Below are 22,523 nucleotides of genomic sequence, written 5' to 3'. Positions count from 1 at the left end.
GCCCTGAGGGGCTTGTATTTCCACTCAATAGTGTGATTGATGGGTGGCAAGAGGGATTACAACTAATGCACGAGGGTGGGAAATATCAGTTAGTACTTCCACATGAGATAGGCTATGGCGCTAAAGGTACGGGCACGATTCCACCATACTCAACACTGGTTTTTGAAGTAGAGCTGCTAAAAGTCAAAAGCGCGGAAATCTGATTGTGCTTAACTGTGATCCGCTTGGCCGTTTGTAAAGCGCAGAACAAAACAACTGCCGTTTAGCTCTTTCGCTGGTCTTATACTTATGTCGCCCTGTAATAATTCTGTGGCTTTCATTACGATTGCTAACCCGTAGCCATAGCCTTTCTTAATAGAATTGTCTGGGCGACAAAATGGTAGAAATAATTCCTGAATTTTGGTGTAGCTAACGCCAGGTCCGTTATCTTCAATTGTAAACTGCCAATCATTATTGCTACCACATACTCTAATGATGACTTCTGACTCAGCGTATTTTATTCCATTATCAATTAGGTTTCTGATTGCCCAACGCAGCAAGCGTTCGTCGGACTGGACTACAAAACGCTCCTCACAATAAATACTGACTTGTTTCGTACTAAATCTTCTGTAGGGAGTGACTAGTTCCTGTAGCATCTGAGCAATATTGATGTTGACTATATCTGGTAAAATTTCATGTTCGTATTTAGATAGACGGAGGAATTCATCGCTTAAAATCTCAAGCTCATTTAAATCCTGCTCGAAAAGCATAATTTCATGTTGTGGTATATCTAAGCTGCTAAGTGTTAACTTGATACGTGAAATAATTGTACGTGCCTCATGGCTTAGTGTATTAGATAGCTCTCTTTGCAGCGCAATAGCATGAGTTAGTCGAGATGACATATATGCCATGGCGTCAAATATAGATTGGAACAAAAATGACTTTTTATTAAGCCATACCGACTGATCTCGTGTTACTGCAAAGTATTCCGCTGAGGCTTTAATTCGAAAAAAAGCGATAAAAAACGGTAACGTTAACAGAAATAATGCTAAGGCTAAGATAAAATAAAATACCCCTGTATACACTTTTAGTCCGTCGCTCTCTTGTGTTGTGTCAACTCTAAAGACTCTTTTCTTATCAGGGGGAATGATGTAAAGCCAATGTCGCTTATCGTCTGAAGTCGTCATCAGCTCATAACCGTCTGCAGTTTTTACAGTTTGCGCATTTATAGCCAGAGCTGTATATGGGTAAACGCTCACTCGACGACTTAATTGTTGTTTGGTGTTACAATCAAGGTCGTTACAAAGTGCTTCGCTGAGTTCGATTAATAACCTGTTTTGAGATTGGCTTGAAGAGCGTTGATACCATTGATCAGCAATAAAAACACCGCTGAGAATGAGGATAAGCACTAGAATATAATAAAGTGTGAAACGTATGAGCACTCAAGACCTCGCCATCAGCATATAGCCTTTACCCCAAACCGTACGGATACTGATACCACACTTTTTGTAACTATCTAGACGCTTCCTTAGTCTGCTGATCCTGACATCAACAATTCTGTCTAACCCATCAAATTCACGTCCCACGAGAGCTTTAAATAACTGCTCGCGATTAAGCACCTCATTTTTGTGCTGCGCAAATATCCAAAGTAGTTCAAATTCTTTATCTGGAATTAATATTTCTGTACTGGCTAGCTCTATAGATTTAGCGTTGTGATTCAAGCGTACCTTACCGATAGAGATCTCGTTTTCTTCCAGCTTATTGGGAGTAGGTAAAGGTGGTTTGGTTAATGCTCGCATTTTTGCCAGCAGTAAAGGTGCTTCGATTGGTTTAGTTAAGTAGTCTACAGCGCCTAATTCATAACCTTTTAACTGATGCTCGGTATCGGTTAGTGCAGATAAAAAAACGATTTTCCCTTGATGTAGGTGCTTTAATGATTCGACCAATTCATAGCCATCAACACCAGGAAGCATAACATCGCATAGAATCACATCGAAGTGTTGAACGCTTAGTTGCTGTTCAACACCAACACCATCGCTAAAATGTTCAACATAAAACTCATAGCGACTAAGTAAGTTTTTTATAGCACCGGCTAGCCTGACATCATCTTCTATCAGCAATATTTTAAACATAGAGGAGCTCCAGACAGGGGTTATGGTTTGTAAAACCATTTAAATCCAATAAAATAAGTTATCAGAGGCGCATCTTTTGAGTATGTGCTGCTTCTAGCGGCAGTAGATAGTAGTTCAGCAGAATAGGCAGAAACAATCCACAGGCTGTCATTCAACTCTCGAGAAAGTTGTACTTCAAATTTATAGCTAATATTGCTGCCATGTAGCTCGATATTATTTTTTTCTGGGCCGTAGTAATAATCGATTAAATTATCACTTTTATGCGCTACACGTAGCTTCGACATAAAGTGCCAATTATCCCAACTATAGTATCTAGAGTAAGTTAACCTAGTTTCATACCCATGATGTACATTAGAAATATCCTTGGCTACATCTAACTCAACTAAAGACTCTTCAAAGAATGCACTGAAGCCGAGCCCTGCTAGATAAGACATTGATCTTCTTCTTGGCTCTATCTCTATTGGAGGGTCAAACTTCGAGTTAAACCTAAAAGCAGCTTGAAGTGCTCTACCGCTGCCATAGAAGCTTAGTCCATCGTAGTTTTGTCTACCAATGAGTTCAAGCTGGTACGATGGCGTTTGTTTGAAAGCAAAGCCGATAGAAGTATTCTGTAATGTAACTGTTTTGCCGTAATAACGGATGTCGGGCACTATGTATAGTGGCAGGTCTTCTCTGTCTGTCTGGCTTGTCTGTGCTTTACCAAATCCAATGCTGGTAGCCAGCACCCAGTTGTTTGTCTCGATATAGTCACTTGATTGCTCTGCTGAGGCTTGTGTAGGTATGAACCAAATTGGCAAAGCACAAAGCGCACATCTAATATAATGGCATAACGTGGCTAGACTCAAAATACACTCCAAAGCTTGCGTTTTAACGCTCTAACGTCTTTCCCTAGCTCTTGTACTAGTACTTCTTTATTTATTTGGCTTTCAGAGTGTAAATCTTTGACACTAAATAAAGTACTTTCCACCAAGCTCATGTTTTGAGTATGACTATATTCCATTGCTGGTGTGTCCATACATACTAACGATGAGCCTTGTGTAGAGTTAAGTAAACAGGACCGCGTTGGTGACCTATGTGTCCAATCGAAGGCAAAGTCAAATTCACACTGTTTAGATTGTTCTACGATGCAGATAGAGGGGGAAATGGTGAAGTCAATAAACTTGTGCTTTTCGCCTTCAGCAAAGGTAGTAAAGGAGCATGTACTCAATAGAAACATCTGAGTTGCTCTATGTAAAATGTGCATCTGACCCTCCAGAAACAACAGCAGGTTGACCCATGTAGTTAGTATATAATTGATGTAGTTTTAGCAACTTGTATTATCAATTTTCATCGCTCATTACAGATAATATAAATTGTTAAATGCTTCTACCTAACTACTAACTAAAGTATAGCTGTGTAGGGTAGAAAGACACTCCCTGTTTGATTTTTAGACCGCAAAGCTAACATGAGTGGTATGTGAGTAGTAGAAATGGAAACTCCCGAAACTGACATGCCAATCTCTCTTTTTAATTATTAGGCTTCGAACCGAAGTACCCTAAGGAGCTAGCCTTCGTTTCACTCCTCTTTTATCGCACATAAATCATTATAAATATGTATCATTTTGTGACATCTGAATAGTTTTGTTTGTTTTGTTTATTGCAATGGTTGCAGGTGAGAACTATGTATCAGTTTGTTACATCAAGAAAATTGCAGAAAGGCTATAAAATTCATAGTAGTGTGATTTTTAGACGGCGTTGAGCTGCTAGGTTTCCCGATTTTTGTCAATTGACTGTAAAAAAGTGTCATGTGTAGAGTGTGACGCTGACAGGCATAAAGTTATAACCTATAACCAACAATTATAAGAGGGGAGGAAGCGTGAAGCTTAAATCCATTACAGTGGCTACGCTGGCTGCACTATACACCAGCGGTATTGCTGCATCAGTACCCAGCTCATCAATAGAACATCAGGCGATACCAAAGCTCAAGCAACTGGTTCCACAACAAAGTTCACAACGTACAGTTGAGTCGTTCAAAACGTCGAATAGAGTTAAGCAAAATTCAGGAGTGAATGTTCAGTTAGGCAACAAAAAGGTTAGCAATAAGTTCCAACCAGAACCTAACGTAAATGGAGTACAAACTTACATTGTTGAGCTGGTGGATAATACGGTGTTGACTGAGTATCAACAAAGAGTGTTACAGAATCCACAAAGTTCACGTTTAGGAGTGCTTAACACCAGTTCATTAAAAGGACAGTCATTAAAATCCCCTCAAATTGCGTCTATCGTCAGCGAAATTAATCGTAAGCAGGATCAAGTATTAGCAAATGCAACGCAGTTAATCGGCAGACAACTAATTACTACTCAACGTTTTAACAAGGCGCTGAATGGCTTTGTTACAGAAATGACGCAACAAGAAGCAATGCGGCTTGCAAAGCTTGGCTCAGTAAAAAAGATAACGCGTCGACAAATACTGCAACTAAATACCGATATTGGTCCCAGTATAATTGGCGCTAATAAGGTGTGGCAAGGTGAGACAGTATCAGCTACCCCGTACAAGGGGAAGGATATTATAGCAGCTGTGATCGATACTGGTATCAATACCGATCACGCAAGCTTTTCACCCACTGGTGATGATGGCTATACCGTTACCAACCCATGGGGAGCAGGAAATTATGCAGGCGACTGCTTAGAAGCTGAATTTGCTGACCGCTGTAACGACAAGCTAATCGGTGTTTTTAGTTACGACATTATCACTGATCAGTACTCTGCTCGAGAATACCAAGGTCCTAACTGGCAAGAATGGATGGAGCTACAAGAAGTTCGTCCTCGTTTCGGTGAAGACTATGATGGGCATGGTTCACATACCGCATCAACACTTGCTGGTAACGTAATGCATGACGTTCCATCCTTGCAATCCACAGGCGAAGTTGAAGGTGATGGTATTGAAACTGGGTTTCGTTTCAGTCAAGTGTCAGGGGTCGCACCTCATGCGAATATCGTTGCGTTCCAAGTATGTTATAGCGGTGAAGGTCGTTGGTCTGGTTGTCCAAGTGATGCCTTGGTTGCCGCGATAGAAGATTCAATTGAAATCGGCGTAGATGTCATCAACTTCTCCATTGGTAGTTCTGCTGGTAGCGACCCTTGGCAATCTCCAACGCAGCAAGCATTTTTGAATGCGCATAAAGCGGGTATTCTAGTTGCGGCATCTGCTGGTAACTCAGGCACCGATGGTTCTCAAGAAATCTTCGGTTATATTGATAACACCTCTCCTTGGTTGATGACTGTTGCAGCATCGACAACAGGTCGTACACTAGATGTTGAAGGTAAGAGTCTCACAGCGTTTAGTGGTGGAGATACTACTGCGCCTGCTGAGATTCTTGGTGGCAGTATATCCGGTGAAATTACTGGTAATATTGTTATGGCCGCAGACTTTGGTGATGAACTGTGTGCTGAACCTTTTCCGGTAGGGACATTTAATGCAGACGACATTGTTGTGTGTAAGCGCGGTGAGGTAGCAAGGGTAGCAAAAGCGGTCAATGTTCAAGCTGGTAGCGGCGGCGGCATGATCCTCTACAATACTGCTTTTAGCTATGAAGGCACTCCAGAGGCTGAAGTCGTCAATGATGCGTACGTCATTCCTGGTATTCACATTTCCGCAGAGGATTGGAACTACAGCTTATTGCCTTGGCTTTCTAGTGGTACTGGTCATATGGCTACGATTACGGAAGGACTTGCGGTTCGTAATGTAGATCCTACGCAGCAAGATCATCTAGCTGACTTCTCTTCCCGTGGTCCTGCTCCTTACAACCCTGAGCACCTTGTACCATCAGTGACGGCACCGGGTGTTGACATCTATGCGGCCAGTGCTGATGACCAGCCATTCAAAAGCGCACCTCAGTCGACCGATTGGGCTTTCTTGAGTGGTACTTCAATGGCATCACCGCATGTAGCAGGTGCATTAGCGCTAATCAAAGAAGCGCACCCAGATTGGAGCGCAGCGAAAATTAATTCAGCACTCCAAATGACAGCAGATCGTGTTGTTGAAGGGCGTAAAGACCTATGGTCGCCTTTAGAGGACTTTGGCAATTACCGTGCTGGTTCTGGCCGAATTAATGTTGCCAATGCTATCAACACTGGCCTTGTTATGGATGAAACGGTAGAAAACTTCTCTGCTGCAGATCCAAACAATGGGGGGATGCCAACTCGTTTGAACTTACCTGAACTGGTTAATCTGAACTGTAAGAGCCCATGTACTTGGGTACGTGAAGTGACGGCAACACGTGATGGCAACTGGAATATTGAAACAACAACATCAGAATACAGTGTTAAGTTAAGTGCTTACCCTTCTTCGTTCAGTCTGAAAGCCGGAGAAACACAAACGATCGCTATCACAGCTGAAATTGTAGATTCTCAAGCTGTTGAAATGAATGCCGAGCAGGAAGTATGGGCTGATGTTGAATTAGTATCAGACAACCCAGAAATTCCTACAGCTTATTGGCCAGTAGCGTTTAAATATGACAACGGCCAACTGCCTGACAATATCAATGTTGAGATGCATAGAGATTCAGGTAAGTACACGCTCAACAATGTTGATTTGCCGCAGGTTAATGACGCAAGCTATATTGCAACAGTCCCAGTGAAAGCAGAAAAACAAGTTGTTACCCTGCTACAAAATACTGAGGGAACGTTTGAACACTTAAAAGAGCTTAAAGAGGACGACGAGTTCTTTACCATTGACGTTCCAGAGGGAGCTGCACGCTTAATAGTTGAAACACTTGCACGTACTGACTCAAGTACAGATACCGACTTATTACCTTTATTAGCTGGTAATTTAGATGTTTATGTAGGTATCGACTTAAATGGTGATGGCATTCCACAATGGGATGAAGAAGCGATTTGTGCATCTACGAGTGAAGTGCAATTAGATTACTGTAATATTGATAATCCAGAAGCTGGCACTTATTGGGTCGTGTTAGATAACGCGGGCAGAAACTGGGACCCAGATGAGCATTGGGATACTTTGAGTATACCAGTGCAGTCGTAATGAAGACACCAAGTTCAGATATTCACGTTGAAGGGCCTGTGCAACATGATGGTCTTAGCCCTGTAGAGCTATCTATAGACTATCACTTCCCTGATGCGGTTGATGGTGATATTTATTACGGTGCGATACTGTTCGGTACTGATGCCGATACCGTAAGCAATATTGATACTGTGGCAACCAAGTTTATGCGTGGTCGCGACGAGTTCAGTATGACGAGTGATAGAACCACTGCCCGAGCGGGTGATATTATCACTGTAAACACGCATGTTGTTGAGAATACACTAGGTTATGACCGTAACTTTACCATGGACGTGGTAGTTCCTGAACACTTGAAATTAGTGCCAGGCTCAGTAAAACTCTCGCGCTCTGATGCTGGTGTTGTTGAAGAAAATGAAAACGGCTTCACACTTTCAGGTACGCAAGAGAATTCACGAGATTGGGCACCAGATTACAAGGTCACAACGAGTGATAATGATGCCATGTGTAAGGTTCCAAACTACGGTCAAGGTGAAGGAAACTACATCAATCTACTCGACTTTGGTTTACAACCTACTTTCGGTGGCGGCTATAGAGATGTTCAAGATTTTGATATTCGAGAAGCGTATGGACCTGATGCTGTAATTACCATGTATAATAATGGTGCATATGAAAAGACGCCTATTATCAGAGTAAACCCGATAGGTTACATACAACTTGATGACTTACCTGACTTTATGGGGTTTGCACTTCCATATCCATATTTCAACTTCCCTCATTTACAAGTGGGTGTGATGAACAGAGGTGGTATTGCTGATGGACAAATATTTGATATGGGTCGTCAGTATGTACCATTTAACCCAAGTCCTTACGACGAAACAAACTCTGGCGTTACAGTCGCTTATGCTGATAATAAAGTCCTTATTGAGTGGGATAATGGCTCACGTTCAGACGAAATGTGGGATCCAGAACAAGGTCAAATGGTGCAAGTAAGCCGCGGTGATTCAGTTGACTTTGAGTTAATTTATGACCTTGGTTACAGCTTTAATGATGGTGATTATGAAATCATTATGGCTTACGACAACATCAACTTAAATGGTGATGAATATGGTGCGATTGGTATCCAAGCATTTACTGGTCCTCGTGATACCTATGGTCCAGTCTTTGATTATATAGGAAGAACTTACGCTTATAACGACCTTGGCTCTAAAGTTAAAGATAACTTTGCAGTGTGTTGGGATTACGTAGGTCCAGAGTCGACTCAATTTGTCGTTAGCTATGAGGTACAGGCAAAAATTGATTCAGCTGGCTCGAACCAAAACATTGTGACTACGATTGATGCCGATGGCTCAGACACAACAACGCTTGAGTATAGCTTGAACGTGCCTAGCAACCTTAAGATTGGCTCTATTCCTGACCAGATGGTTGAAGAAGATGGTAAACTTGAGAGCTTATTAGTTGCGGTTTCTGATGCTAACAGTACGCCTAATGTGATTAGCGTAAGTGGGGATAATATTTCTGCCCAAGTTAGTAACACTGCGTTTGGTGGCGAAATTGATATCATTCCAGAGCCAAACTTCCACGGTACAACTGAAGTGACTGTTACGGTAGCTGATAGCAAAAATGCTGGTGATAAAGTGAGCACTAGTTTCATGTTAACAGTAACTCCAAGTTCTGATGCGCCAGTGGCAAAAGTATCAGAAACAGAAATGACAGTGACTGAGGGCGACATGGTGACATTAGACGGTACATCGTCTATGGATCCTGATGGTGATAGCCTTACGTACAGTTGGAGTGGTCCGGGAGAAATTAGTAATGCAGATGAAGCTGTTGCTAATGCTTCGAACCTTTCTGCTGGAACTCATGAGTTTACTTTAGAAGTTTCTGACGGTGAACATAGCGACACGATGACCGTCACTGTTACTGTTAATGAGAAGGTAACTACGACAACTCCACCAGCAGAGCCTGAAGTTCAGAAAAGTAGTAGCGGTGGTTCATTTGGCTACATGCTATTCGCTTTAGTCGGCTTATTATTTGCTCGTAGAAGTAAAAAATAAACGTAACATAGCTAACCAATGTTGTTTTGTTGAGTAAAGGAAGAGGTCACCTCTTCCTTTTTTCGTTTATTCATTTATTGAATAGTGGCTAGGTGGCAATGTTATTGAGGCTTTGCCTGAGTACCTCCATCATTCATGCATCTGTTCTCAGGTAGTTCTTCTTAATTATCCAAAGCTCAGGCCCTAAAAAGTGGGAGTAAAAGCGATATGAACGATAAGTATTAAAACCGCTTATAACCACCCTTTATGTTTAAAGTAAACACCAATACCAACGGTTATTACCACCAACAACACCACGAATAAAGTAAATGCTCCGGCCCACTCAGTACCTGGGATCCCCCCGATATTTACTCCGAGTAAACCGGTTAAGAATCCTAACGGCAAAAATAACGCAGCAACAACAGACATTACATACATTCGTTGGTTGAGCTGTTCGTTTTGATGGTTAGTGATCGCATTTTGAATAACTTGAGCACGTTCAATAGCTGCTTCTAGTTCTTCTATATAGCGACTAAGGGCATTATTTGCCTCTTCAATCATGTGTTGATGATCTTCATCTAACCATGGCACTTTGGTTGCGAGTAGTTCGTTAATCGCAAGTTTTTGTGGCTTGAGGTAGCGTTTCAACCCAATTGTTTGCCTTCTGAGTGTTGAAAGCTGTTGATAGTTAGGCAGCTGTTCACTACTTTCCATGGCATCTTCAAACCCATCAAGCTGCTCTTCTATCTGCCAGATTATATCCTGCATGCGCACAGAGAGGCGCATGACTAAGGTTGAGACTAACTCACCTATGCTCTTTGCGCCTTGACCTTTTTTAAGTAATGCCAGCATATCTTGCGCAGACATAATATGACGTTTACGACATGTAATAAGTAGCTTATCGTTTGCAAAACAGCGAATAGAAACCATGTCTTCTGGACTTTGTTTGGGATTCAGGTTGACGCCCCGCAAGAAGATCAGCAAACCTTCATCACCAGATACGGTTCTTGGCCTAGTCTCGTCTGCAGTGAGCGCTTGCCTTTCCCATTCGTCCAAAAACGTTTGTTGTTTTAACCACTCAATGGTTTCATCAAAGCTATAATCAAAATGGAGCCAGAGTAGTTCTTTGTGAATTACTGACTTTACTTCGGTGATATCGCCAAGGAGTTTGCCACCACCTTGACCGTTAAGTACAAACGCATGGAGTAATCCAGTCATTGTTTATTCCTAATAAAAAGTTCGTTTCAAGACTGACATAGATAATTTATTTTTCAAATTCATTTAAACATCTTGGCGATGAAATAAATTGTTTGAAATCTGAGTTTTAGTTAACTCAATACAGAAGTGTAGCTTGAAAAATACCCAATGGGTGTTACTTTAAGTTAAGGGAATTTGCTCAACAGAGCACTTTTATCTTTAGGATAAATTTATTTTGTTTTTCAAGTGACTTGATTCAGCGTATAAGTCCGAACTCATTTTAAACAAGAGCATAATATGATCACAGTTGGTTGGAGAGAGTGGCTTTCCTTACCCGAGCTAGGTATAGAAAAAATCAAAGCGAAAATAGATACCGGCGCTAGAACCTCTTGCCTGCATGCCTTTAAGGTAGAATCTTTTAAGGCTGCAGACGATACGCTTTGGGTAAGGTTTTGGATCCACCCCAAACAAGATGACACTGACTACGAAGTATGCAGCGAAGCAAAAGTAGTGGATGAACGAGTTGTAACTGACTCTGGCGGTCATAAAGAGCTTCGCTACGTCATCGAAACAAATTTACATATTGGCACTCAAGCTTGGCCTATTGAAATTACGTTAAGCAACAGAGAAACCATGAAATTTAGGATGTTACTGGGCCGTACCGCTATGCGCGGTCGTATTCTTGTTGACCCAGAGCACTCATACTTAAGTAATAAAACGGATAAATTATGAAAATTGGCATTCTTTCAAGGAATCAATCTTTATACTCAACACGCCGCCTTATTGAGGCTGCACAGCAGCGCGGGCATGAAGTTGCGGTTATCGACGCGTTACGTTGCTATATGAACATTAACAGTAGTGAACCAGAGATCCATTTTAAGGGGCAGCAGCTCAGCGGATTTGACGCGATAGTTCCGCGGATCGGTGCTTCGGTTACGTTTTACGGCTGCGCTGTGCTAAGGCAGTTCGAAATGATGGGCGTTTATCCGTTAAATGAATCGGTTGCGATCACTCGCTCAAGAGACAAGTTACGTTCTTTACAGTTACTGTCACGAAAAGGTGTGGGGATGCCGATCACAGGCTTTGCAAGCAAACCAGATGATGTTAAAGACCTACTTGAAATGGTTGGTGGTACACCCGTAGTTATCAAGCTACTGGAAGGGACACAAGGTATTGGAGTTGTATTAGCTGAGACTCGTAAAGCGGCAGAAAGCGTGATTGAAGCCTTTATGGGCCTCAAAGCCAATATTATGGTGCAGGAATACATCAAAGAAGCGGGTGGTGCAGATATTCGCTGCTTTGTTATCGGTGATCGTGTCATTGCGGCAATGAAGCGACAAGCACAAGAAGGGGAGTTCCGCTCTAACCTGCATAGAGGTGGCTCTGCAACATTGGTGAAAATCTCTCCGGAAGAGCGTCGCACTGCAATTGCTGCAGCGAAGGCGATGGGTCTCAACGTTGCGGGGGTTGACTTGCTGCGCTCGGAGCGTGGTCCTTTAGTGATGGAAGTTAACTCTTCTCCGGGTCTTGAGGGAATAGAGAAAGCGACGGGTAAAGATATTGCTAGCATGATCATTTCTTTTATAGAGAAAAATGCAGCGGCTAAAAGGACTGCGACACGTGGCAAAGGTTAAGATCAATCAACCTTTTACTTTACTGGATGCACGAGTCGGTGTAGCTGAAAGGCAAACTGTACAGTTAGAAGTTGCCAAGCTTTATACGCACACACCAATGACCATTCCGATTGAAGTTGTTAATGGTGCCGAAGCGGGACCTGTGCTTTTGGTGTGTGCAGCAATTCATGGTGACGAGCTAAATGGTGTAGAAGTGGTACGCCAGTTACTGAGCAAGGTGGATGCGGCCACCTTGCGAGGGACATTGATAGCAGTCCCTATTGTTAATATTTTTGGTTTTATCCATAAGTCGCGCTATCTGCCAGATAGACGAGATCTTAATCGTTGTTTTCCAGGTTCAGAACAAGGCTCATTAGGTGCCAGAATGGCGCATATGTTTTTTGATCAGGTGGTAAAAAAGTCGACACATATTATCGATTTACATACTGGTGCGATTCATCGCTCTAACTTACCCCAGATCCGTGGCGATTTATCTTGTGAGATGACCAAAGAAATGGCGATGGCGTTTGGCACACCTGTGGCAATTGATGCGCGTCTACGAAACGGCTCTTTGAGGAGCGAGGCTGCGGGTTTGGACATCCCCGTGATCACTTATGAAGCAGGAGAAGCACTTCGGTTCGATTCGCTTGCTATCGCGGCAGGGTTACAAGGCGTTGAAAATGTGATGCGTAGGCTGAATATGCTACGAGGTCGGCGCAGAAAACAGCGCCATGATGCTGTGATTGCGGCTGCAACTAGTTGGGTGCGAGCTGATGTAGATGGCATAGTTCGCGCGCAAGTAAACTTGGGTGAACGCGTCTCAAAAGGCCAAATACTCGCATACATTGATAGTCCATTAGGGCAAAGTGAAGAAGCCGTTATGGCGCCTCGTAGCGGTATTGTTATTGGCCAACAGATGCTACCACTGGTTAATGAGGGAGACGCGGTATTTCATATTGCTTATTTTGCTCATGCCAATAGTATTGTTGAGCAACAGTTAGAGACATTTATTGATGATATAGGCCCTATTTCTTAGGGCCTAGCGTACGCCTTGGGGCTGGTGGTTGCTTTAGTTTTTGAGGTTCTTGACTCAATACCAGTACAGGGCGAGTGACAAACAGGTTATTGGGATATACGACTTTGTGTCCTTCAACATGGCGTAAAACAACGCTCATTAGGCCCATTTCGACAATACAACCTTCAACAAAGTTAGCGCCATCGACAATTCTAACCCAATTGCCAACACGGTAGTCGTTTTGTATAAACATGAGCAAAAATGACGTAAGGTTAGACAGTAAAGACCAACCTGCAAACATCGCTACGCCAAGCATTGCAAAGAGTGATGAGCCAATAACCAGCAAACCTCTAAGTTCTATGCCCCAAAACACCAACATAAAACAGATAAAAATAAAGGCGACAAGCACTCGAACAAGTAAATCAGCGCGCTGCTTTCTGTGGGAATCTATTTTCCCGCGAGTGACTTTCTCTAGCAGCTTACAGCATGCTTTAATCAGAAACGGAAAGGATAGGAGCGCAACTAAGGTGACAATCAGTTTGTATTGACTGAGAGCGAAATCTAATAAATGCAAAATGGTGTCCTTAGAAATTTTTTTGCTTTATATCATGTTTATCTCTTGGCGACACCGTTAAAAGCGATTTTTTACGGTCAATAACCATTGCATGCTATCAACATTTTCAGGACCATTTATTGGGGCCGCTAAATCAATGTGTACCATAATATCTGAATTTGCTCTGCTAGGGGCTAAGCGCAATCCTATACCAACATTTTTGAGTACCGATTCATTCGCTTTGATAGGTAAGTGAGAGTGATAGGCACGACCAACATCAAAAAAGGCAGCGCCGCCCACTTTAAATAAGTGCCATAGATCATATTCCCAGTAGTAGCGCTTCTCTATATTGAGTAGCATACTTCGACTACCTTGCTGATACTTAATGGGGTAGCCGCGTAGACCCGTCTCTCCTCCCAGTGTTATTTGGTTATCTAACGTGAGGTTATTGCCGTAGGTATAGCTGGCGTTAAGAAACCAAGATTCATATAAGCTTGTATTTAAATAATATTGGAAGGTCGTTTTTGCAATGAGGTTTTCGGTTTTATCGGTATCTTTATTCCAGTTGCCACTCAGGTCGAAGTAAAAGCGCCATAAACTATGATCTGAGGTGTAGTGCGCAGTATTTGCCGAAAAAGAATAAACCAGCCGCTCGCTATCATCGCTCCAGGACTCAGCTGAGTATCCAAATAATGCATTTATATTCCAGCCTAAATTTAGATCTTCCGTACGATAGATAGAGTCGAAATTACGAACTTTTACATAGGAATCTTCAAACCACTGGGCTTGAACATATGGGTAGGTCAGTGTTCTATCTTGTGCGATAGGCAGCGTAGTATCACTAATCTCTCTAAATGTATGTTGTTCGTGTCTAATGCCGGTCATTAAGCGACGTGTCCAACTGCCCGATAGGGGTTTGGAATGCCCAAAGTAAACTTGAGTAACGTCAGTTGACTGGCTAAATTCAGAGATGGTTTCACCCTCTGAGTAGATGGGCTCTTCTCGTTTATCTGAGTAGTTTGTGAAGCCATAACTGTAGGGTGTATCCGTCGCGAAAAATGGGTAACTGACGTCAATGTAATGTCGCTCACCATCGTCATTGTCTGAATACTCAATTCGACCGCGGTATCTGGAGTTTAAAATATTTGGATCGTCGTAAACAAATTGATATCCGGAACGGTCGACCTCTTTAATGTGAGTGAATGAAAGGCGCTTTCCCCAGCCAAATAAATTACTTTCGCGAAATCCTATTCTTGAGGTGTTCTCGCCACCGCTGCGACTAAAACTGAGATCTGGCAGTAAGGTCCAGAGATCTCGAGTGATAACGGTCACTAAAACGTCACCATCGCAATTCTCTGTTGCATAGATCCGAGCGTCATAAAGGTAAGACTGGTTGCGAAGCAGTCGTTCTGATTCACTTAGTTTTCGGGGATTATACACATCCCCTTCTTTAAATAGTAAAACGCTTTTTAAGACTTCAGGCTTAGTCTGAATATGGTATCGATTGGCAAAGCGAAAGAGGGCATTATTCTCATCTGGTTTATCAGTATCAAAGACATTGAGCTGTTTGAGTGTGATGTCAATGACCTTTTTGCCTTTGGCAGGCTCTGGATAGTTTTGTTTGACATCGAGCTGGCGAGAGAGATTCTTGTCGCTTGGTGTTTCAACTCGGTTATTACCGCAGCTGTTATTAAAGTCAGCCACAGGTACATTTTCAGCTTGAACGCTGGTATTAAAGCCGCACACTAACACTAAGCTACTGCAAGAGATCCTCTTCAATTTCATCACTAAGCCTTTAAGTCTAATATTCCTTTAGTATGGATTAAATTGTCGCAACTTGCTTTGAATCTGCAACAAAAGTAATAATATTTATAGACTTAAATAGCTTTATGTGGACTTAATAAGTAAGGGTTTTATGCAGAGAAGGCAGTAAATCTAAGGCGTCGACGCCATCTGGTGCTATCCAAATACTGTCACTATAGTGTTCAAAATTTAAATTGAAGTAGCATTGCTCAAATGAAAAACGCCATTGGTGTCTATCTGCACCTGCTGAAAATTCAAGTAACTGGATAGCGTCTTGATGTAAAAATATTTGGCCCCAAAGCTCAAACTCATCATCCGGAGGGGTAATTTCACTGTGTATGATAATAACCTCATGTGGCGTATCCAAAGTGAGTGTGGTCATTTAGTCTCTTTCCAAATAATTTCTAATTAACTGCATAAACGGAGCCCCATACTTACTCAACTTAGTGAACCCCACCCCTGACACTTGTAAAAACTCACTGTCGTTGGTTGGTGTTTTTTGCGCCATTTCAGCCAGCGTTCGGTCGTTAAAGACCACATATGGCGGTACATCGTCCTCATCGGCCAGTTGCTTTCTGAGTGCACGAAGTTTGGCAAACAACTTTTTGTCATAATTAAACTGTGCGAGCTTATCTTGGTATACATGCTTAGCAACGAGCCTAGGCTCTGCTAGTTGCAAGACATATTCACCTTTTAGTACCGCTCGGGCAGCTTCGGTAAGTCTTAAGGTCGCACCTTGCGTTATATCTTGGTTTAATAAACCATGATGGATAAGTTGACGTAGGATACTAAGCCAGAACTCATTACTATGCGCTTTACCTATTCCGTAAGTGGAAAGGGTATGATGATTGTGTTCTCGGATTCTTGCCGTATTTGCACCGCGTAGAATATCCACAATGTAGCCAATACCAAAACGCTGTTCAGCTCGATATACGCAGGATAACGCCTGCTGAGCAACTAAAGTACCATCAAACCGCTTGGGAGGATTTAAGCAAATATCGCAGTTACCGCATGCCTCGCGCTGGTACTCGCTAAAATAATTGAGCAGTATTTGACGTCGGCAAGTTTGTGCCTCAGCAAAGCTAGACATAGCTTGAAAGCGTTGTTCTTCGACTCTGCGACGCTGCTCGTCTGGAATATCCTCAAAAAAGCGTCGGACTCTTGGAATGTCTGCAGGGTCAAAATACATTACAGCTTCAGCTGCCAAGCCATCTCGTCCAGCGCGTCCAGTTTCTTGATAATAGGCCTCAACGCTCTTGGGAATGTCGTAATGGACAACAAAGCGAACATTAGGTTTATTGATCCCCATACCAAATGCAACGGTTGCGACAACGATTTGAATATCATCGCGGGCAAATCGATTTTGTACGAATTGGCGCTGATCGTTATCGAGTCCCGCGTGATAGCCTGCAGCATTGAATCCTGCATCAATCAATCGTTCGGCAATATCGTCTACGCGCTTTCTACTGCCACAGTAGACGATCCCACTTTGACCCTTTTGTTCTTTGAGATAGCGGATCAATTGGGATAATGGTTTAAACTTTTCTTCTATGGTGTAGCGAATATTTGGTCTGTCGAAGCTGCCGGTATAAATAAACGGATCGCACATGCCCAATTGCTGTACGATGTCTTTTCGCGTGGCTAAATCAGCCGTTGCGGTTAGGGCCATCATTGGGACATTTGGGAAATACTGTCGTAACTCTTTAAGGCGAAAGTAATGTGGCCTAAAGTCATGGCCCCAGTGAGATACACAGTGTGCTTCATCTATGGCAAATAAGCTAATATTACATCCAGAGATCCGCTCAATAAAGTCGCGCTGCAATGCCTTTTCAGGGGCAACATAAAGCAGCTTAAGTTGCCCTTGATATAGTGCATCATAGATTTCCCTTTGCTGCTCCCAAGCCACACTGTTATTAATGTATTCCGCAGCAATGCCTTGCGCTTTTAATTGAGCGACTTGGTCTTGCATCAAAGAAATAAGGGGGGAAATAACAATGGTGATACCATCGAGAAGAACAGCAGGGACTTGGTAGCATAGCGATTTTCCCCCGCCGGTTGGCAGTAAAACAAGGGTATCCTGACCAGCTAAGCTAGACTGAATAATATCGAGTTGACCATGTCGAAAGGTACTGTAACCGAATATCTCTTTCAGTACCGTATGAGGGTCGTTAACCGGAGTGCTTACGAGGGTTTCCATCCTCGCTATTTTAGAGCTTTTTTTGAGCCTTGTCTTTGCTTTTTATCTCCATAGAGTCGGCTTGAGCAAGTTTTAAGCAGTGAGCACTGCTACACATTATTTGCTCGAAATATCGTTAATTCATCGAACTTTCATCGCTGTTATCGTCTATACAAAGTATAATGATTGACCTCTTACTTCCTCCTACCAAGGTTAAATACTCGTGATAGAAGAACAGAAAAAGGGCCATTTGTTTGCTGTGCTTGCCTTTTTAATGTGGGGGCTTGCCCCGATTTATTTCAAACAGCTGGTACATGTAGATGCGATAGAAATTCTAATTCACCGAGTGGTGTGGTCTGTGTTTTTTATTGCGCTTATTGTTTTGGCAAAACAACAATGGCCTAAAATTAAGGCGATTGTTGGCAATCCGAAACTATTGGCGATGCTTACCGTAACTGCATTGTTGCTCGGGTTTAACTGGGGATTGTTTATTTGGTCGGTAAATAATGGCTATATGTTAGATGCAAGTCTTGGCTATTACATTAACCCGCTGCTCAATGTTTTACTGGGGATGTTGTTTTTATCTGAAAGGCTAAGAGCCGCGCAAAAGTTTGCCGTATTGTTGGCGATAATAGGCGTTGTATTGCAGTTGATTAGCTTTGGCTCTTTCCCCGTTATTGCTTTTTCACTGGCTGGATCTTTTGCGATTTACGGGTTACTGCGTAAGACTTTGGCGGTCGAGTCATTACCAGGCTTACTAATTGAAGCGCTTATTCTTACACCTATCGCATTAACATACTGGTGGTGGGTAGAGCCCAGCACAACCAGTAATCTTTTCAATAATGATTGGTATACCAATGCTTTGTTGATCAGTGCAGGTGTGATCACTACATTGCCGCTATTGTGTTTTACTGCTGCGGCTAAGCGGATACCTTACACTACCCTTGGATTTTTTCAGTATATTGGCCCAAGTTTGATGTTTTTGCTCGCAGTGGTATTTTATGGCGAAGCATTTGATGCGGAGCGAGCCGTTACCTTTGCGTTTATCTGGGGAGCACTGGTGATGTTTAGCTTAGATTCATATCGTGATAGAAGAAAGCGCTTAGCAAACTAAGCGGTTTCTTCCTAAATCTTTTGCTTGATAAAGACGCTCATCTGCTTGCTTTATCAAGCTTTCGATATCCGAGGTTATTTGCTCGGCTAGCCCGATAGACACCGTAAATGGAATATTCTGCGTTGTAAGCTCATTGCTGTCTTGCTCTAGGTATGCTCTAAAGCGCTCAAGCTTTTCCTTACAATTTGTGATAGCTGTGTCTTTAAAGTAAATTGCAAACTCTTCTCCACCTAAGCGAGCAACCAAGTCGTCAGGAAAATAGTCTGCGAAGGCTTTACCTATCGACTCAAGTACCGCGTCTCCTCCTTCATGGCCATACCTATCATTTACTTGTTTAAAATGTCGATATCGACCATAGCAATCAAACCACAGAGTTCTTTTTTATGCCTGACTCTCAAGCTTTTCTTTACGGTATCAAAAAAGTAGCGACGATTAGGTAGCCCAGTTAAATAGTCAGTGTTTGCTTGTCTGCGAATGGTTTGAATATGTTCTAGCATATCGACGTTTTGACTAAGGCGACAGTAAAACTCTTCTGCGTTAAAGGGTTTTCTTAGATAATCGTTTGCGCCATTTTTTAAAAAGCGTGTCGATAGGTTGGCAGTTTCAACGCCAGATATACCGATAATTGCTTTGTCATCGTCAGTATATAGTCGTCTTATTTCTATACACAGCTCTTCTCCTCGCATATTCGGCATTTCACTATCGGTTATAATGACTGAGATATCACTATTCTCTTTTAATACCTCTAATGCTTCTATGCCATCACAAGCCTCTAAAACTTGGTATTTATGTCTGTTGAGTAAGGCTGAAATATAGTGCCGAGAAGAAATAGAATCGTCGACAACCAGCACTCGTACATTTTCGTTTCTGGGTAAGCGTTCTAATTGGCGTCTTAAATAGTGGTAGGCTTGTTTGTTTTCTTTAGTGATGTAATCAATGATTGGATACTGTTCAACAATTGAGCGTGTTTGACTCTCAAGGTTTCCCGTCATAACGATGGTCGGAATGTCGGCTTTAACTGTGCACGGAATGGCTTGCCCAAGGGGGGCATCAGGGAGAACAAAGTCTACCACAGCGCAAAAATAGGTATTCTGTGCTAATAGCTTTTTTGCTTCAGCCAATGACTCTGCTATATCTACATGGTATCCCACCGAAGTCGCAATATGCTTTTGTACCTTTGCAATCGTAGGAGTATCTTCAATGATCAAGATTTTCCGTAACACAACCTTCGCCAATCATTTCCTGTTTTACTAATTCTTAACCCAACTGGCTTGAATTGCAATGCTTGTGTGAAGAAAGGTAGCTACAATCATAAGAAAAGATGAGGGATATCATTGATAAGACTCAGTCCTATCAATGACAAGCTGAGTTTTGGGGGAAGTGGACACCAACAACAAAATCGCCAGTGTCCAATATGTAGTGAGGTATAAACTTTTACAGCTCGTCGTCTATATCAACGGGAATAACGACGCTACCATCATTTTGCACTTTGGAGCGACCAAATAGCGTATGAAACTTTGTTTTACACGTAGTATGCTTCAAATATTTGGTCCAAGCTTTTTCTACAGCGTTTGTCGGTGGGATCAATCCATCCATCACTTGTACAAATTGCGATTGGAAACTGTTTTGAGGTTCTTCGGCTTTGCTGTATAAGCTTCTTAAGGTGGCACCGCAGCGTTCAAGAATTTCAGCTTCTTGTAACGTGAAGTGGCCACTGCGTCCAAATCCTCTAGGGAAGTTGGCGTCATCATAAAAGGCTCTGTTGCTTGCAAAGGCATTTTTCAAAGTCGCTAAATTATGATCCATAACTGAGTCCTCTAAGGTTATCTGGCTGGAGTATGGACCAAGTTTCAACATTTTTTAAACGAGTAATTTTTATCGTCAGGAAGAAAAATGGACATAGATCTATTAAAAACTTTTGTCGAAGTCGTAAAGACCCGTCATTTTGGTCGTGCGGCTGAAAATCTATATATCACCCAGTCAGCTGTAAGCTTTAGGATCCGCCAGTTGGAACAAAGCCTTGGAGTGAATCTATTCATTCGTCAGCGCAACAATATTCAATTGACGGCACCCGGTGAGAGGCTACTGCCACATGCGAAAATGATTTTGACAGGAATGCAGCGAGCTAAAGTCGATGTGGCGCTGGCTAATAACATGCATAAGCAACTGTCATTAAGTGGCACGGCGAATATTTGGGATGCTTTCTTACAATTTGGAATCAATCATATCGTTTCAGCCATGCCAGGTGTGTCGCTTGTGGCTGAAGTTAAAGCACAGCAAGAAAGCACACGTTTGTTGTTAGAAAGAACGTTAGATCTTGCTGTTCTGTTTGATCCCCCAAAAGTAGATGAGCTGGTGGTTAAACCGATAAGTGATTTAGCCATTATCCCAGTCAGCACTTTTGATACGGTCTCCAAAGAAGATTTTTTTGATAATCAATATGTGTACGTAGATTGGGGAACTGCTTTTTCCTTATGGCATGCTAAGCAGTTTACCGGTGCAACGCCACCTTACTTTAGAACGAGTACAGGAAGAATTGCGCTGGATTTAATTTTACAATGTGGGGGCTCGGCATTCGTACCAGAAGCCTTGGCTTTAGAGTCAATAGAAGCTGGCCGATTATTCCAAGTAAATGATGTTGAGAGTAACTCTCGAGAAATCTTTGTTGCCTACCATAAAGACAATGATCAGCTGGAGCAAATAGAAACCATCGTAAACTTACTCGGTGCGGTGAAGTGAAATTGATAATGAACCTTTTGTGACGTATTTCTTAAGCTTGGGTGTCATTTTATTTTCAGAAATATTTTATGTGTAATATTTTTGTCATTTACCAGTGTCAAACTGCGCGTGTTTTGAAAATACGTGTTGCGATATTGAGGAAATACACATGAAACTAACTAAGACTGCTTTGGCACTATCATTACTAAGTGCATTCACTTTTCAAGCTAATGCTGAAGTAGATGTTTATGGTAAGGCGAATGTATCGGTACAATCTTCTGATGATGGTGCGGGTTCGGTTACTGAAATTAAGAGTAATGCATCTCGCTTTGGTTTCAAAGGTGCAGAGAAGCTAGACTCTGGATTAGAGGTTATCTACAAACTAGAGTTTCAAGTTGATGTTTCTGACGCCGACTCAAAAGGTGACAAAGATAACATTACAGCGCGTAACCAATATGTAGGCTTAAAAGGCAACTTTGGTGAAGTGGTTATCGGTCGTAACGACACAGCCCTAAAACAGTCTCAAGGTAAGATTGACCAATTCAATGATCTTGAAGGTGATATTAAGGTATTGTTTAAAGGTGAAAACCGATTAGGCGATTCAATCTCATATAAGTCACCTAGCTTTAATGGCTTTAAAGTTTTAGGTAGCTTTATTGCTGAAGACAGCGAAGAAGGTGAGAACGGCTTTTCTACAGCGCTAACATACGGTGATGCTGGTTTAAAAGAGTCAACTATTTATGCAGCGATTGCGGCCGATAGTGAAGTGAACGGCTATGACACCGTTCGTTTTACGGTTCAGGGTAAAGTAGCTGACTTTAAACTAGGCGCTATGTATCAGACTCAAGAAAAAGTAGATGGTAGTGCAGAGGCTGATGGCTATCTACTCAGTGCTGCTTATAAGTTAGGTAATGCAACATTAAAGGCTCAGTATCAAGTTATTGATTTTGACGCGGGTGATAAAGTAGATGGTGTTTCTGTAGGTGTTGATTACAAACTTGCTAAAAATGCTAAGGTTTATGGTTTCTACTCTACATATGACGCAGATAACCAAGTAGAGAAAGATTATTTAGGCCTAGGTATAGAGTATAAGTTTTAATTTATAGATTCTATCCAAGGTTAAAACAGCAAAACACCCGCCAAAAGCGGGTGTTTTTGTTTGTATATTGAACTTGTTGGTTCTTTTTTG

The 22,523-nt window shown here is 42.2% G+C and carries 19 protein-coding genes and 1 pseudogene; 9 read left to right on the top strand and 11 right to left on the bottom strand.

Annotated features, from left to right (window positions below; genetic code table 11):
• A partial coding sequence (locus CEX98_RS21045; protein ID WP_172439823.1) for an FKBP-type peptidyl-prolyl cis-trans isomerase occupies positions 1 to 203 on the top strand: 203 nt, incomplete at its 5' end.
• A 6-nt stretch (positions 204 to 209) separates the two neighbouring features.
• On the opposite strand, the gene CEX98_RS21040 is transcribed toward CEX98_RS21045, so the two are convergent.
• The 4 genes from CEX98_RS21040 to CEX98_RS22785 are packed head-to-tail and all read right to left on the bottom strand — an operon-like array spanning position 210 to position 3,354.
• On the bottom strand, positions 210 to 1,421 hold the full coding sequence (locus CEX98_RS21040) for a sensor histidine kinase (protein ID WP_099643953.1): 1,212 nt from the start codon (positions 1,419 to 1,421) through the stop codon (positions 210 to 212).
• Entirely contained in the window at positions 1,422 to 2,111 is a 690-nt protein-coding gene (locus tag CEX98_RS21035) for a response regulator transcription factor (protein ID WP_172439822.1), read from the bottom strand.
• Between the two features lie 20 nt (positions 2,112 to 2,131).
• The gene (locus tag CEX98_RS21030) at positions 2,132 to 2,956 is read right to left on the bottom strand and encodes a MipA/OmpV family protein (protein ID WP_172439821.1); all 825 of its coding nucleotides are present in this window, start codon (positions 2,954 to 2,956) and stop codon (positions 2,132 to 2,134) included.
• The gene (locus CEX98_RS22785) at positions 2,953 to 3,354 is read right to left on the bottom strand and encodes a DUF3019 domain-containing protein (protein WP_143484365.1); all 402 of its coding nucleotides are present in this window, start codon (positions 3,352 to 3,354) and stop codon (positions 2,953 to 2,955) included. The genes CEX98_RS21030 and CEX98_RS22785 overlap by 4 nt, the downstream gene beginning before the upstream one ends.
• 611 nt (positions 3,355 to 3,965) lie before the next feature.
• Here CEX98_RS22785 and CEX98_RS23510 point away from each other — a divergent pair.
• Together CEX98_RS23510 and CEX98_RS21020 are read left to right on the top strand one after the other, a co-directional pair.
• Positions 3,966 to 7,133, top strand: a complete 3,168-nt coding sequence (locus CEX98_RS23510) for a S8 family serine peptidase (protein WP_099643950.1) — start codon at positions 3,966 to 3,968, stop codon at positions 7,131 to 7,133.
• Positions 7,133 to 9,166, top strand: coding sequence for a PKD domain-containing protein (locus CEX98_RS21020; protein WP_099643949.1), 2,034 nt, complete (start codon positions 7,133 to 7,135; stop codon positions 9,164 to 9,166). The genes CEX98_RS23510 and CEX98_RS21020 overlap by 1 nt, the downstream gene beginning before the upstream one ends.
• Before the next feature lie 231 nt (positions 9,167 to 9,397).
• On the opposite strand, the gene CEX98_RS21015 is transcribed toward CEX98_RS21020, so the two are convergent.
• On the bottom strand, positions 9,398 to 10,363 hold the full coding sequence (locus CEX98_RS21015) for a zinc transporter ZntB (RefSeq protein ID WP_099643948.1): 966 nt from the start codon (positions 10,361 to 10,363) through the stop codon (positions 9,398 to 9,400).
• A 276-nt stretch (positions 10,364 to 10,639) separates the two neighbouring features.
• On the opposite strand from CEX98_RS21015, the gene CEX98_RS21010 reads away from it, so the two are divergent.
• From CEX98_RS21010 to CEX98_RS21000, 3 genes are read left to right on the top strand one after another with little or no spacing between them, the layout of a single operon-like run.
• The gene (locus tag CEX98_RS21010; RefSeq protein WP_099643947.1) at positions 10,640 to 11,074 is read left to right on the top strand and encodes an ATP-dependent zinc protease family protein; all 435 of its coding nucleotides are present in this window, start codon (positions 10,640 to 10,642) and stop codon (positions 11,072 to 11,074) included.
• Positions 11,071 to 11,976: a 30S ribosomal protein S6--L-glutamate ligase gene (gene rimK, locus CEX98_RS21005; protein WP_099643946.1), complete on the top strand. Its 906-nt coding sequence runs from the start codon at positions 11,071 to 11,073 to the stop codon at positions 11,974 to 11,976. Before CEX98_RS21010 ends, rimK begins: the two co-directional genes overlap by 4 nt.
• On the top strand, positions 11,963 to 12,991 hold the full coding sequence (locus tag CEX98_RS21000) for a succinylglutamate desuccinylase/aspartoacylase family protein (protein ID WP_099643945.1): 1,029 nt from the start codon (positions 11,963 to 11,965) through the stop codon (positions 12,989 to 12,991). The genes rimK and CEX98_RS21000 overlap by 14 nt, the downstream gene beginning before the upstream one ends.
• On the opposite strand, the gene CEX98_RS20995 is transcribed toward CEX98_RS21000, so the two are convergent.
• From CEX98_RS20995 to recQ, 4 genes are all read right to left on the bottom strand, one after another.
• Positions 12,981 to 13,544, bottom strand: a complete 564-nt coding sequence (locus CEX98_RS20995) for a mechanosensitive ion channel domain-containing protein (protein WP_099643944.1) — start codon at positions 13,542 to 13,544, stop codon at positions 12,981 to 12,983. The genes CEX98_RS21000 and CEX98_RS20995 overlap by 11 nt on opposite strands.
• Before the next feature lie 57 nt (positions 13,545 to 13,601).
• Complete coding sequence (locus CEX98_RS20990) at positions 13,602 to 15,308, bottom strand: POTRA domain-containing protein (protein ID WP_431520169.1); 1,707 nt, start codon at positions 15,306 to 15,308, stop codon at positions 13,602 to 13,604.
• 112 nt (positions 15,309 to 15,420) lie between these two features.
• Positions 15,421 to 15,708, bottom strand: a complete 288-nt coding sequence (locus CEX98_RS20985; RefSeq protein ID WP_099643943.1) for a DUF3630 family protein — start codon at positions 15,706 to 15,708, stop codon at positions 15,421 to 15,423.
• On the bottom strand, positions 15,709 to 17,523 hold the full coding sequence (recQ, locus tag CEX98_RS20980; RefSeq protein WP_099643942.1) for a DNA helicase RecQ: 1,815 nt from the start codon (positions 17,521 to 17,523) through the stop codon (positions 15,709 to 15,711).
• Between the two features lie 202 nt (positions 17,524 to 17,725).
• Between recQ and rarD the strand changes: the two genes are divergently transcribed.
• On the top strand, positions 17,726 to 18,616 hold the full coding sequence (rarD, locus tag CEX98_RS20975; protein ID WP_099643941.1) for an EamA family transporter RarD: 891 nt from the start codon (positions 17,726 to 17,728) through the stop codon (positions 18,614 to 18,616).
• Here rarD and CEX98_RS20970 read toward each other — a convergent pair.
• Positions 18,605 to 19,839: pseudogene (locus tag CEX98_RS20970) on the bottom strand (GGDEF domain-containing response regulator). The gene rarD and the pseudogene CEX98_RS20970 overlap by 12 nt on opposite strands.
• A 211-nt stretch (positions 19,840 to 20,050) precedes the next feature.
• On the bottom strand, positions 20,051 to 20,422 hold the full coding sequence (gene maoP, locus CEX98_RS20965) for a DUF413 domain-containing protein (RefSeq protein ID WP_099643940.1): 372 nt from the start codon (positions 20,420 to 20,422) through the stop codon (positions 20,051 to 20,053).
• 87 nt (positions 20,423 to 20,509) lie between these two features.
• Between maoP and CEX98_RS20960 the strand changes: the two genes are divergently transcribed.
• Both CEX98_RS20960 and CEX98_RS20955 read left to right on the top strand, forming a co-directional pair.
• Positions 20,510 to 21,355 (top strand): LysR family transcriptional regulator, encoded by an 846-nt coding sequence (locus tag CEX98_RS20960; RefSeq protein WP_099643939.1) that lies wholly within the window; start codon positions 20,510 to 20,512, stop codon positions 21,353 to 21,355.
• A 148-nt stretch (positions 21,356 to 21,503) separates the two neighbouring features.
• Entirely contained in the window at positions 21,504 to 22,433 is a 930-nt protein-coding gene (locus CEX98_RS20955) for a porin (protein WP_099643938.1), read from the top strand.
• Positions 22,434 to 22,523 lie beyond the last annotated feature (90 nt).

The sequence above is a fragment of the Pseudoalteromonas piscicida genome (genome assembly GCF_002744175.1).
Classification (GTDB): domain Bacteria; phylum Pseudomonadota; class Gammaproteobacteria; order Enterobacterales; family Alteromonadaceae; genus Pseudoalteromonas; species Pseudoalteromonas piscicida_B.
The sequence above is the reverse complement of the archived record's forward strand: the minus strand, read 5'-3'. Positions and strand labels throughout refer to the sequence as shown.